General features: G+C 47.1%; 11 protein-coding genes. 2 read left to right on the forward strand and 9 right to left on the reverse strand.

Features of this window, described 5'->3' with window-relative positions:
* The first annotated feature begins 201 nt into the window (after positions 1–201).
* Both H7A02_05270 and H7A02_05275 read left to right on the forward strand, forming a co-directional pair.
* Positions 202–951, forward strand: a complete 750-nt coding sequence (locus H7A02_05270) for an electron transfer flavoprotein subunit beta/FixA family protein (protein ID MCP5171661.1) — start codon at positions 202–204, stop codon at positions 949–951.
* A complete protein-coding gene (locus H7A02_05275) occupies positions 951–1,880 on the forward strand; it encodes an electron transfer flavoprotein subunit alpha/FixB family protein (protein MCP5171662.1) in 930 nt (309 codons plus the stop codon). Before H7A02_05270 ends, H7A02_05275 begins: the two co-directional genes overlap by 1 nt.
* A gap of 75 nt (positions 1,881–1,955) precedes the next feature.
* On the opposite strand, the gene H7A02_05280 is transcribed toward H7A02_05275, so the two are convergent.
* The 9 genes from H7A02_05280 to lpdA all read right to left on the reverse strand — a co-directional run bounded on the left by H7A02_05280 (position 1,956) and on the right by lpdA (position 12,344).
* The gene (locus H7A02_05280; protein MCP5171663.1) at positions 1,956–2,282 is read right to left on the reverse strand and encodes a DUF3106 domain-containing protein; all 327 of its coding nucleotides are present in this window, start codon (positions 2,280–2,282) and stop codon (positions 1,956–1,958) included.
* A gap of 94 nt (positions 2,283–2,376) precedes the next feature.
* Entirely contained in the window at positions 2,377–2,703 is a 327-nt protein-coding gene (locus tag H7A02_05285; protein MCP5171664.1) for a hypothetical protein, read from the reverse strand.
* Positions 2,696–3,325 (reverse strand): RNA polymerase sigma factor, encoded by a 630-nt coding sequence (locus tag H7A02_05290; protein MCP5171665.1) that lies wholly within the window; start codon positions 3,323–3,325, stop codon positions 2,696–2,698. The genes H7A02_05285 and H7A02_05290 overlap by 8 nt, the downstream gene beginning before the upstream one ends.
* Before the next feature lie 526 nt (positions 3,326–3,851).
* Entirely contained in the window at positions 3,852–4,664 is an 813-nt protein-coding gene (gene xthA / locus H7A02_05295; GenBank protein ID MCP5171666.1) for an exodeoxyribonuclease III, read from the reverse strand.
* A gap of 25 nt (positions 4,665–4,689) precedes the next feature.
* On the reverse strand, positions 4,690–6,786 hold the full coding sequence (locus H7A02_05300) for a carboxy terminal-processing peptidase (GenBank protein MCP5171667.1): 2,097 nt from the start codon (positions 6,784–6,786) through the stop codon (positions 4,690–4,692).
* A 341-nt stretch (positions 6,787–7,127) separates the two neighbouring features.
* Complete coding sequence (locus H7A02_05305) at positions 7,128–8,399, reverse strand: FAD-dependent oxidoreductase (protein MCP5171668.1); 1,272 nt, start codon at positions 8,397–8,399, stop codon at positions 7,128–7,130.
* A 321-nt stretch (positions 8,400–8,720) separates the two neighbouring features.
* Positions 8,721–9,596, reverse strand: a complete 876-nt coding sequence (gene sucD / locus H7A02_05310) for a succinate--CoA ligase subunit alpha (GenBank protein ID MCP5171669.1) — start codon at positions 9,594–9,596, stop codon at positions 8,721–8,723.
* Complete coding sequence (gene sucC / locus H7A02_05315; protein MCP5171670.1) at positions 9,596–10,762, reverse strand: ADP-forming succinate--CoA ligase subunit beta; 1,167 nt, start codon at positions 10,760–10,762, stop codon at positions 9,596–9,598. The genes sucD and sucC overlap by 1 nt, the downstream gene beginning before the upstream one ends.
* A gap of 139 nt (positions 10,763–10,901) precedes the next feature.
* Positions 10,902–12,344: a dihydrolipoyl dehydrogenase gene (lpdA, locus tag H7A02_05320; protein MCP5171671.1), complete on the reverse strand. Its 1,443-nt coding sequence runs from the start codon at positions 12,342–12,344 to the stop codon at positions 10,902–10,904.
* Positions 12,345–12,359: the final 15 nt, after the last annotated feature.

The following is a 12,359-nucleotide window of genomic DNA, read 5'->3' on the forward strand; positions in this document are numbered from 1 at the left end:
CTGTTCATGATAATTAGTATGCGAATAGTTGCTCATTCTAACTATTTAGACACCTGAAAGCTATGTTGCGGGTGACCAACTGGTCGCCATTGAGTTGTTCTCAACTTGATTTGTCTTACACGTATGGGCAGAATACGCTCCTTGAAAAAGAGCGGCTGTTCGCAGCTTTGTTTTAACGTTTAATTAGGTTAAAGGTCCTCCATGAAAGTACTTGTAGCTGTCAAGCGCGTTGTGGACTACAACGTCAAGGTAAGGCCAAAGAGCGACGGTTCCGGCGCTGATTTGGGCAATGCAAAAATGTCTATCAACCCATTTTGTGAAATTGCCGTAGAAGAAGCGGTGCGTCTTAAAGAAGCCGGTACAGCAACCGAAGTTGTCGCGGTCAGCATTGGGCCAGCAAAAGCTCAAGAGCAGCTGAGAACAGCCTTGGCTTTGGGTGCCGACCGTGCGATTCATGTTGAAACAGGCGATGAGCTTGAGCCGTTAGCCATTGCAAAATGCCTCAAAGCGGTATGCGATAACGAGCAACCTGCCATTGTCTTGATGGGCAAGCAATCCATTGACGGAGATAACAACCAGACGCCGCAAATGTTGGGTGCGTTGACAGGTTATGGGCAGGGAACCAATGCCTTTAAAATTGACGTTCAGGGCGACAAAATAAATGTAGTTCGCGAAGTAGATGGCGGCCTGCAAACAGTCAGCCTGAATACACCGGCAATTATTTCTACGGATTTGCGTCTTAATGAGCCGCGTTACGCCTCATTGCCAAATATTATGAAAGCGAAGAAGAAACCCCTGGATATTACCTCGCCATCAGATCTGGGGGTTGATACTGCTCCTCGTGTCACCATCTTGAAAGTTGAGCCACCGGCTGAACGCCAGGCAGGCATTAAAGTGGCCGATGTTGCCGAGCTGGTCGATAAACTGAAAAATGAAGCAGGTGTGATCTGATGAGTATTCTTGTAATTGCTGAACACAACAATGAATCCCTTAATGCTGCAACCCTGAATGTTATTACCGCTGCGCAAGCGATCGGAGGTGATATTGATGTGCTGGTGGCTGGCAGCAACTGCGGCGGTGCTGCAAACGAAGCTGCACAAGTTTCAGGTGTGAGTAAGGTTTTGTCTGCTGATAATGCCGCTTACGATCACATGTTGGCCGAGAACACGGCGCCCTTGATTGCTGAGGTAGCTGCGGGCTACAGTCATGTGCTATTTCCGGCGACGACCAATGGTAAAAACGTTGCGCCCCGTGCCGCAGCACTGCTCGATTCACAGGCTATTTCGGACATTATCAGTGTTGAAAGTACCGACACTTTCAAGCGTCCGATTTATGCAGGCAATATTATCGCCACAGTTCAAAGCAGTTGTCCTATCAAGGTCATCACAGTGCGTGGTACAGCTTTTGATGCGGCCGCCGCAACAGGTGGTTCTGCTACTGTTGAAGCTGTTGGCAGCGTTCATGATGCGGGTGTTTCAACCTTTGTTGGCGAAGAGCTGGCTCAATCCGATCGTCCTGATCTGGCCGGGGCCGATATTGTCGTTTCCGGTGGTCGCGGTATGGGCAGCGGTGAGAACTTTGCCATTCTTGAAGCACTTGCTGACAAACTGGGTGCCGCTGTTGGCGCTTCGCGAGCTGCTGTCGATGCCGGTTTTGTGCCTAACGATTTACAAGTTGGTCAGACCGGTAAAATTGTCGCCCCAAACCTGTATATCGCTGTGGGCATTTCAGGTGCAATTCAGCATTTGGCCGGAATGAAAGACAGCAAAGTAATTGTGGCGATTAATAAGGACGAAGAAGCACCTATTTTTCAGGTGGCTGATTATGGATTGGTGGCGGACCTGTTTGAGGCTGTGCCAGAGCTAACTGCCCAGCTGTAACTGGTTAATTCCAATTAATAAACCGGCACGGTAAATATTTTCCGTGCCGGTTTTTTTTACGATTGCTCCTAGAGTTTATGTCCAGTCAGAACGGTAGCGCTGTTTTTCACGCTTATCCCTTTTGAGCGCCTCACGCTGTTCCGGGGTCATTTTTTTCCATTTTTCCCGAAGTTTATCGCGTTGTTCTGGAGAAAGGTTGCGGAAGCGTTCTCGAGCCCGACGTATTTTTTCCCTTTCTTCAGGGGAAAGGGATTCAAACTTTTCCCGCCTTTTACGAATATGCTCCTGCTGCTCAGGAGGCAATTCTTCAAAACGACGGTGTTGATGCTCTGCAAAGAATATCAGGTCAGAAGAACGAGCATGTGAAGGTGGGCCAAACACTATCGAACGCGATTCTGCCATGGCCTGGCCACTATAAGCAGTCATAATGACAATTATAGAGACTGTTACAGACCAGATTAAATCGCGCAAGATGTGCCCGCTGATACTCATAAAATTAACCTCGTAAACGGGTTTCATCCTCTGCCAGCCACTGGTAAAAGTCCAGGTCTTCGTAAATCTCTATTCCTTCACTCAGGAATGCCTCATCTTCAATACTGCTATTTTGCTTGTTAAGCGGGGAAACAATCAAAATGATTGCGGCAAACGACGCTAAAGCCATACCAGCTGCAGGCAACAGAAAACTTGGAATAGGTGAGCTGCGAGTGACCGTACTATTCAGTGCGTTCAAGCGCCTTTCGTTGAGCTGCTGTGCGGTTTGCTGATCCATGATTTGCTCGGATTCTCGAAGCAGGTTACGAGCATGTGTTTCGAATTCACTCATGATTGTTACCTCGGTAATCACCACTGTTTTCAAGAATATTTCGCAGTGTGTGAAGCGCACGGGAGTAATGGGTTTTTACGCTACCTTCGCTGCACTGCATAGTATGGGCCGTCTCTGTAGTTGATAGTCCTTCCCAGCAGCGCAACATGAATGCCTGTTGTTGGCGACCAGGAAGTCTGCGCAAAGCCGATTCCAGTATTTCAATCTGCTGCCTGTTTTCATGCTGGCTTTCCGGAGAAATACCTGTCGGATCAGGAGCTACTTGAAAAGGGTCTTCATGATTTTCTCCGTTGTCATTCTGGTCTTGATACCCTTTTAACCAGCCTCTAAATCTGTTGCGTACTTTATTGCGTCGGTGCAGGTCATTGATTTTGTTGTGAAGAATACGATAAAACAGTGGTTTCCACTCATCGCAGGGCTTTTTTGCGTAACGAGATGCCAACTGCATCATGGCTTCTTGCACCACATCCAGAGCGTCGTCACTATTGCCAACGCTAACCAACGCCATTCTATAAGCTCTCCTCTCGATTGTTTTGAGAAAGCTATTCAGTGCATGTTGATCCAGAGGTCTGCTCCTCAGACTGTAAGTATCATGGCTTGATAAGACAAGTTGATGTTTCATCGATCAAGATCTCAGGCAATAAGACTAGTGCCTGCAATAACGATCATGTACATGCCCATGGTACAGCATCTCGTTAAGCAAAATATGGCCACCGACAAACTTCCAGTAATCATTGCTACTATCATAATGGTGCACTCTATGAGCTCGATAATGGCGGTGCTCGTGGCTCGTATAATGCCTTCTGTGTTTGTGCTCATAATTATGACGGTGTCTGTCATGATTATGGACGTGACGATCATCGTATGTCCTATAGTGTGTTATATAGTCATTCCGATAATGATGCCTGTCGTCGGCCAGAGACGTGCTGGCAGCGGCCATGAATATAATGAACATCAGACTGGGCAGAATAAACTTATTCATCTTCCGATCCCTCAATTTTCTCAACAGTTCGAGTTTAATTGGCACAAAAATATCTCTCTTTGGCTATTAACGGCAAAGCAGGGGATTCGTTGACAGAAATGTTTTGATCTAGGTTACATTTGAATAGTCGAGCGGTAGATACATTAGCCCATTATTTTGAGGCTCCCTAGGCTTTTATATCAAGCCATACAGGACAATGGTCTGATGGTTTGTCCATGGCCCTTATTTCGTAGTCAATACCGGAATCAGAGGCCTTTTCAAGCAAAGAATCTGACGCTAGCAGTAAATCAATTCTCAAGCCACGTCTTGGATCCTGTTCAAAACCCCTGCTGCGATAATCAAACCAACTAAAATCCTGGCGGTTCTCTGGATTGAAATGGCGAAAGGTGTCCGTCAATCCCCAGCTGATCAGCCCTTGAAACCACTCTCGTTCTTCTGGGAGAAAACAGCATTTCCCTGTTCGAAGCCAGCGCTTCATATTGTCAAGGCCGATACCAATATCAGCATCCTGCGGGGCGATATTCATATCACCCATAATTAACAACTGCTCTTTGGTATCACAGTATCGACTCAAATACTGGCCGAGTTTTGCATAGAACTTTGCTTTATTAGGAAATTTTTCAGGGTGGTCCCTGTTTTCACCTTGCGGGAAGTAGCCGTTGATTACCCGAATTTTTTCACCGTTGTATTCAAACAGGCCAGCAACCAGTCTTCGTTGCTCGCCATCAGTATCATCGGGAAAACCACACATGCTCTCACAAAGTTTGAGCCGATAGAGCAGGGCAACACCATAATGTCCTTTCTGGCCATGATAGATGACTCCATATCCAAGTGACTCAATCGCTCCCGCAGGAAACTGATCATCATCAACCTTTGTCTCCTGGAGGCCTATAATATCCGGAGCGTGTTTGTTTATAACTGCTTCGAGCTGATGTAACCGAGCACGAAGACCATTAACATTGAAAGAAACAATCTTCATATCTTGCTTTACCAAGCCTGTGAACTTATGGAACACCCTTAACCAGCGCCGGAGGACTCTGCTGACCGAGTCTCAAGTAATCAGAAAAGACATGCCCAGCTTCAAAAAGAATGGGGTCACCATCTGCTAATGGCTCTTCCTCTTCGGTATTCTGATCGCGCTCCTCACGCCATTTTGCATAGCTATCAAGCAAAGGTAACTGTTTGGCTTTACGACGAGCATTCTCAAGGTCGAGGAGCTCTTGTTCATATTTCTCCTTATCCTTTCTGCGCTGATCAAGATTCAGGCTAAGTACCTTTTTATTTTTCTGTGATTTGGCTAGTGATAATTCTCTGGTCAAGTGAAGTAAGTCCGGGTCTGACTCGAGGCGCGAGTTATGAAGACCTTGAAGAATGGCTGCCTGATGAGTGGTGTTGGCATATTTACGATGAGGTACAGGGTTAATTTCATCCCAGGGAAGGGCAGTCTTCTGGTTACTTTCGCCAACTTCATCCTTATCAAACAGGGCGGGGAGTGCAACATCAGGGATAACCCCTCGATGCTGGGTACTGCCACCGGACACACGATAAAATTTTGATTCCGTCAACTTGATCATACCTTCGTATACATCAGATGTAGACTGAACTGTGCCTTTACCGAAACTCTGAGTTCCAATTACCAGCCCGCGCTGATAGTCCTGTATAGCTCCTGCAAATATTTCGGAAGCAGAAGCGCTCAACCGGTTGATGAGTACAACAAGAGGGCCGGAGTAATAGGCGCGGTTGCGCGACCGTTGGTGACGTGAGATACGCTGTTTTGCATGCCGCACCTGCACTACTGGACCCGGGTCGATAAAAAGATCTGTCAGCATTGTTGCTTCATGCAAAAAACCACCGCCATTGTTACGCAAATCCAGCAAAAGCCCGTCAATGTCCTGTGCAGAGAGTTCATCGATCAAACGTTGAACATCACGGCTGGTACTGGTGAAATTGAGATCACCTTTCTGGTAAGCCTCAATATCCATGTAAAACGTTGGTACTTCTATGACGCCAAAACGATGAACCTGGCCATCAGCAGCGGGAACTTCAATCACCTTTGACTGAGCCGCCTGTTCCTCCAGCTGTATTTTGTCTCTGACAATCGAAATGATGGTTGATGAGCTGGCATCACCCTTGGCAGGAATCACTTCAAGCCGAACGATCGAGTCTTTAGGGCCTCGAATCAGTTTGACAACGTCATCAAGACGCCAGCCAATCACGTTGACAAAGTCCTCATCATCCTGAGCGACGGAGGTAATTTTATCACCCGGTTGTAAAATACCCTGCTTATCTGCTGGCCCCTTGGGGACCACGCTCACAACTTTTGTATGTTCATCCTCGTGCTGAAGCACGGCACCAATGCCTTCGAGGGACAAAGACATGGCGATTTTAAAATTTTCCATAGTGCTGGGCGAAAAATAGCTTGTGTGTGGGTCGTAGAGGCTAGTAAAGGAGTTAATAAAAGCCTCAAAAACATCTTCAGAATTTCTCTGAGCAAACTGACTTTCCAGGGTTTTGTAGCGCTTTACAAGTAATTCACGAGCTTCTTCAGGATTTTTATCATTGATAATCAGACGAATAAGGCTGTCTTTGATTCTTTTGCGCCAGTAATCATCAGCTGCGTGCATAGAAAGTGCCCACGTACGGGATTCAGGGTCCAGATTTATGGTTTCATCCTGATCGAAATCAAAAATGTAGTCACTCTCAAGCAATTCGAGATTACGTTGCAAGCGCTCGGAAGCTCTTGTGCGATATAAATTGTAAATCTCAAAACCAACAGATAAATCACCTTGTTTCAGCATGTCGTCCAGAGAAGTTGACCATTTTTGAACAAAATCAATATCAGACTGTGTGAAATAGCTCTTTGAAGGGTCAAGCTTGTCCACGTATTGCTCAAGCAGATTACGGGAGAGATCGTCATTTAAAGCCTGGTCCCGGTAATGCATAACGCCAAGGCGGTCAATGATTTCGATGGTTGTGCGTGACTGGGCTTCCGTAGGCAAAATATTTTGTTGCTCGTCAGCCACAACAACGTTAAGAAAGAGTGTTGTGACAGCGAGTACTGCAAACATGCTCTTATAGAAGTATCTGTTTTTTTGCTTCATCTATAAACCGTGCCTTGGCTCGTAAAAATCAGGGGGAGAGTGTATCAGATGCGTTAGACAGCCTATAGCGCCTGAAGTCTCATTTGCATATGAAGATTCAGCTGCTTTTTATTAATTTAACATAATATACATTATGCGCAATTATATAGATCGGCGCACATATCTGTGCGCACGACGCCCTAAGCGTCCACCCTCCATTATTTACTGTTAAAAGCAGCGCAGCGACCGTATTTGTTGTTTATGATAAACAAAGAGCCCGTCTATTGACGGGCTATCAAGACATCTTGTTGTGACAAGGATCAATAGAAAGAAACTTACGCTCTCAACGTGACTAACAGACCTCAGGGCTTAAGTTTTTCAATACCCAGCATTTTCAGTATTTGCTGCTCATAATAAGGGTCCGTATTACCGCTGCGAACTTTACGGAGAAAATATTTTTCAAAACCGATTTTTGCCAGGTGTACCCATTTGCCTTTTTTGGCCCAGGTAACATTACGCGGCGGGATCTGTGGCAATGCTACAAAAGCGATACCTGTGTCACCCATATCGGCTAGGCAAATCGCATTCCAGGTGGCTTCTGCGGAAGGTGCTTTTCCAGCGATATCGGCTTCGATGTTCGTGACCGTAGCAGCAACCATGGATTCGATCATATAGCCGGTTTTTGGTACTCCAGAGGGCACCGGCGTTGGCTTTTGCGGTGCGATTGCCACGCAAACCCCCACAGCAAAAATATTGGGGTACTGCGGGTTTCGTTGGTATTTATCAACGATAACAAACCCCCTGGGATTAACCAGGCCTTCAATTTCCCTCAATGGATTAATACCGGTAAAAGCTGGCAAAATCATGGAATAATTGAAAGGCAGGTTGTGCTGGCGCACTTCTTTCCCCTGATCGTCGCATTCGGCAACATTCATATTGCCATTCTCAACCGAGGTAATCTTGGCGTTGGTAATCCAATTAATGTGGCGCTCGCGGAATTCGCTTTCAAGTAATGTCTTCGAGTCGCCAACGCCATCCAGCCCCATGTGGCCTATAAAGGGTTCCGGCGATATATAGGTCATAGGCACTTTGTCGCGTATTTTCCGCTTCCGAAGATCGGCATCCATAATGAAGGCGAATTCGTAAGCTGGGCCAAAACACGAAGCCCCTTGAGCAGCACCAACGACAATGGGACCCGGGTTAGAAACAAACTCTTTCCAGGCTTTACATGCGCTTTTGGCGTGATCGACATGGCAAATTGATTGTGTGTGCCCTTCGGGACCAAGACCTTCAATTTCATCGAAGGCTAAACGGGGGCCAGTAGCGAGAACCAGATAATCGTAGTTGAGATGGTTGCCATCCCCAAGCTCAATAACGCAATTTTCCGGATCGAGTTTCTTTAGGCCAGCAGCACTGAAATTGATACCTTTTTTTCTTAAAGGCGCTTCCAGATCAACACAAATATCCTCAGGTTTGCGCCAATCCACCGCTACCCAAGGGTTGGAGGGTACAAATTGAAATGATGGGGAATCTGATATAAGCGTTATTTGGTGTTTGTCGCCAAGGGCTTCTCTCAACTCATATGCCATTGGCAGACCACCAACCCCCGCCCCTATAATAGCAATTTTCTTCATATCAACAGTCTCCAAGGCGTTTTAATTGCAATCAGGCGAAGGTTAATGACAACAACATTTCCTTATTGATCACGTCCGCATACCCGAATAATCTAGCCAAACTAAATATTAGATACATCTAATATAATAAATACCTAATGTTTGTCAAAGTTTTTTTTTTGGACGAATTTATTTAACGAGCATAATACCGGCTTTAAAAAGTCTGCCATTAGGGTCGTATTAATACCGAAACTTATTCTTCAGGCATGTGGCAACCAGCCGATTTTTTAGCAAAAAAAAGCGGCCTAATGGCCGCTTTCCAAATTTAGTGAAGGAAGAGAATCAAGCCCAGCCTGTAATCTCTTTCAGACCTTCGCCGATGTGCGCAAGACTGCGAACAGTTTTAACGCCAGCAGCTTCCAGCGCAGCAAACTTCTCGTCCGCAGTACCTTTACCACCTGAGATAATTGCGCCTGCGTGCCCCATGCGTTTACCTGCTGGCGCGGTAACACCTGCAATGTAGGAAACGACAGGCTTGGAGACGTTATCCTTGATATAGGCGGCCGCTTCTTCTTCTGCAGTACCACCAATCTCACCGATCATCACAATAGCTTCAGTCTGAGGGTCTTTTTCAAACATTTCCAGTGCATCAATGAAGTTCGTACCTGGAATCGGGTCACCACCAATCCCAATACAGGTTGACTGCCCAAAGCCTGCATCCGTAGTCTGCTTAACCGCCTCATAGGTCAGTGTGCCTGAGCGCGAAACAATACCCACCTTGCCTGGCAAGTGAATATGGCCCGGCATAATGCCAATTTTGCATTCGCCAGGTGTGATAATACCGGGACAATTAGGCCCGATAACACGCACGCCTAATTCGTCGCAGCGCTTTTTGGCTACGAGCATGTCCATAACCGGAATATGCTCTGTAATACAAACGATCAGCTCTATTCCTGCATTAGCAGCCTCAAGGATTGAGTCCTTACAGAAAGGAGCCGGAACATAAATAACGGAAGCCGTTGCGCCGGTTGCCTGCACGGCGTCAGCGACAGTATTGAACACGGGCAGTCCGAGATGCGTTGTGCCACCCTTACCCGGCGTTACACCACCCACCAGTTGAGTGCCATACGCCAGAGCCTGCTCTGAGTGAAAGGTACCCTGACCACCGGTAAAACCCTGACAGATAACTTTAGTATCTTTGTTAATTAGAACGCTCATTATTGGCCCCCTGCTGCTTTCACTGCCTGCTCTGCACCATCAGACAGGCTGGTGGCAGCAATAATATTCAAACCGCTGTCCTTCAATACTTTTGAGCCCAGCTCGGCATTGTTACCTTCAAGGCGAACAATAACCGGCACGGTAACCCCGACTTCTTCAACAGCGCCAACAACACCTTCCGCAATCAGATCGCAGCGAACAATACCGCCAAAGATATTAATAAATACGGCTTTCACTCGCTCATCAGAAAGAATGATCTTAAAGGCTTCTATCACGCGCTCTTTGGTCGCGCCACCGCCTACGTCAAGGAAGTTTGCTGGTTGCCCACCATGAAGCTTAACGATATCCATGGTTCCCATTGCCAGCCCGGCACCATTCACCATACAGCCAATATTGCCTTCGAGTGCCACATAGTTGAGGTCCCATTGTGCAGCGTGTGCTTCACGGGCATCTTCCTGGGAAGGGTCATGCCATTCTTTCAGTTCCGGGTGGCGATACATGGCGTTGCCATCAATGACAACTTTTGCATCCAGGCAATGCAAATTGCCTTCTTCGGTAATAACCAGAGGGTTAATTTCAAGCAGAGCCAGGTCTTTTTCTTCAAACATTTTAGCCAGACCAAGAAAGATCTGGGTAAATTGCTTGATTTGGTCACCTTTCAAACCGAGCTTGAAGGCGAGCTCGCGGCCCTGATAAGGTTGGGCGCCAGTCAGGGGGTCAATCTCAGCCTTGAGGATTTTTTCCGGCGTTTCTTCAGCCACTTTCTCAATTTCTACACCACCTTCAGTGGAAGCCATGAAAACAATGCGCTGAGAAGAACGGTCCACCACTGCACCCAGATAGAGCTCATTGGCTATATCCGTGCAGGTTTCAACCAGAATGCGACTAACGGGCTGACCGTTGGCATCTGTCTGGTAAGTCACCAGATTCTGGCCAAGCCATTTTGTCGCAAAAGCGTCAATTTCTTCGGAGGTTTTAACCAGCTTGACACCGCCAGCCTTACCGCGACCACCTGCGTGAACCTGGGCTTTAACAACCCACATATCACCGCCAATTTCTTTTGCTGCGGATACAGCTTCGGCAGCTGTTTCACAGGCGATACCTTTGGAAACAGGCAGTCCGTATTGAGCGAACAGCTGTTTACCTTGATATTCGTGCAAATTCATAGCAATTCTCTATCAGTTAAGTGAACAGAAGTGTAGATGCGCCCCGCTTTCAGGCGCCTGGAAATAGCGGGGCGAATTCTACCGTATTTTGGATTCTTTTTTCACGCTTTCAGCGCTTAACAGACTCTTTTCAGCAAAATTACTTTCGTTTCTTCCGGTTTGGTATGTGGATAGCATGGCCATTAACGGCCAGGGCCGCTTCATGGACAGCTTCTGACAGGGTTGGATGACCAAATACCGTCAGACCAATATCCTCCGCACTGGAACCAAATTCCATCGCAATGGCAACCTGCTGAACCAGATCAGCTGCGCTTGGACCTACAATGTGGCAGCCGAGAATCCGGTCTGTTTCGGCATCGGCAATCATTTTCACCATACCTTCAGTCTCGTCCGCAGCCAGTGCGCGACCACTGGCAACAAACGGGAATACGCCAATGTTATAGGCAATACCTTCCTGTTTTAGCTGCTCTTCCGTTTTACCAACCGCAGCAATTTCCGGGTGTGTATAAATCACATTGGGAATAACATCGTAGTTCATTTGCGTTTTTTGCCCAACGATACGTTCGGCAACCATAACGCCCTCTTCCGAGCCCTTGTGCGCGAGCATTGGCCCACGTACCACATCGCCAATGGCCCAGACTCCAGGAGCGTTTGTGGCACACTGATCATTAACAAAAATAAAACCGCGCTCATCGAGTTGCACACCGCAATCTTCACTCAGAAGCCCTTCCGTGAACGGGCGCCGTCCAACACAAACAATCAGTTTGTCAAAGGTTTCCTGTAACTCTTCGCCAGCTGCATTTTGATAAGTGACGACAACTTCTTTGCCTTTTACTTCTGTACCGGTGACACGGCAACCCAAGCGGATATCGAGCCCCTGCTTCTTGAATATTTTTCCGGCATCTTTAGCAATTTGCTTGTCCATCATAGCCAGGAAGTCTTCCAGAGCTTCCAGCAGAACCACTTTCGAGCCCAGTCGATTCCAGACACTACCCAGTTCAAGGCCTATCACACCGGCACCGATAACGCCCAAGCGTTTCGGGGTTTCCTGCAGTTCAAGAGCGCCTGTAGAATCGATAATCACATCACCATCAACCTTTGCAACAGGAATATCAATGGGGCTTGATCCCGTCGCAATAATGATATTTTCCGCTTCGAGAACAGTCTCTTTACCCTTGTGATCGGTATATTCTACTTTTCGCCCGGCAATTAACTTCCCGGTACCAAATAGCGATGTAACACCGTTTGCCTTAAACAAACCCGCAATACCACCGGTTAACTGCGTAATAATCTGTTCTTTGCGAGCAATCATTGTTGGCACATCAACGCTCACATCACTAACGCTAATACCATGTGTCCCCAACGATGCACAGGTCTCATGATATTTATAGGAGCTATCAAGCAATGCTTTTGACGGTATACAACCGACATTCAGGCATGTGCCACCGTTCACGCCATTACCTTTTTTGTCGCGCCACTTCTCGATACAGGCAGTTTTTAATCCCAGTTGAGCTGCCCGGATGGCTGCCACATAACCGGCAGGCCCCGCTCCAACCACTATTACATCGTACTTATCGCTCATAACAATTTACCTGAA

The organism is Pseudomonadales bacterium (genome assembly GCA_024234435.1).
Taxonomy (GTDB): domain Bacteria; phylum Pseudomonadota; class Gammaproteobacteria; order Pseudomonadales; family Porticoccaceae; genus JACKOF01.

What these genes read in the sequence shown, in the direction of transcription:
- H7A02_05270 (MCP5171661.1), top strand. Translation starts at nt 202, where the DNA reads ATGAAAGTACTTGTAGCTGTCAAGCGCGTTGTGGACTACAACGTCAAG.
- H7A02_05275 (MCP5171662.1), top strand. Translation starts at nt 951, where the DNA reads ATGAGTATTCTTGTAATTGCTGAACACAACAATGAATCCCTTAATGCT.
- H7A02_05280 (MCP5171663.1), bottom strand. Translation starts at nt 2,282, where the DNA reads ATGGCAGAATCGCGTTCGATAGTGTTTGGCCCACCTTCACATGCTCGT.
- H7A02_05285 (MCP5171664.1), bottom strand. Translation starts at nt 2,703, where the DNA reads ATGAGTGAATTCGAAACACATGCTCGTAACCTGCTTCGAGAATCCGAG.
- H7A02_05290 (MCP5171665.1), bottom strand. Translation starts at nt 3,325, where the DNA reads ATGAAACATCAACTTGTCTTATCAAGCCATGATACTTACAGTCTGAGG.
- xthA (MCP5171666.1), bottom strand. Translation starts at nt 4,664, where the DNA reads ATGAAGATTGTTTCTTTCAATGTTAATGGTCTTCGTGCTCGGTTACAT.
- H7A02_05300 (MCP5171667.1), bottom strand. Translation starts at nt 6,786, where the DNA reads ATGAAGCAAAAAAACAGATACTTCTATAAGAGCATGTTTGCAGTACTC.
- H7A02_05305 (MCP5171668.1), bottom strand. Translation starts at nt 8,399, where the DNA reads ATGAAGAAAATTGCTATTATAGGGGCGGGGGTTGGTGGTCTGCCAATG.
- sucD (MCP5171669.1), bottom strand. Translation starts at nt 9,596, where the DNA reads ATGAGCGTTCTAATTAACAAAGATACTAAAGTTATCTGTCAGGGTTTT.
- sucC (MCP5171670.1), bottom strand. Translation starts at nt 10,762, where the DNA reads ATGAATTTGCACGAATATCAAGGTAAACAGCTGTTCGCTCAATACGGA.
- lpdA (MCP5171671.1), bottom strand. Translation starts at nt 12,344, where the DNA reads ATGAGCGATAAGTACGATGTAATAGTGGTTGGAGCGGGGCCTGCCGGT.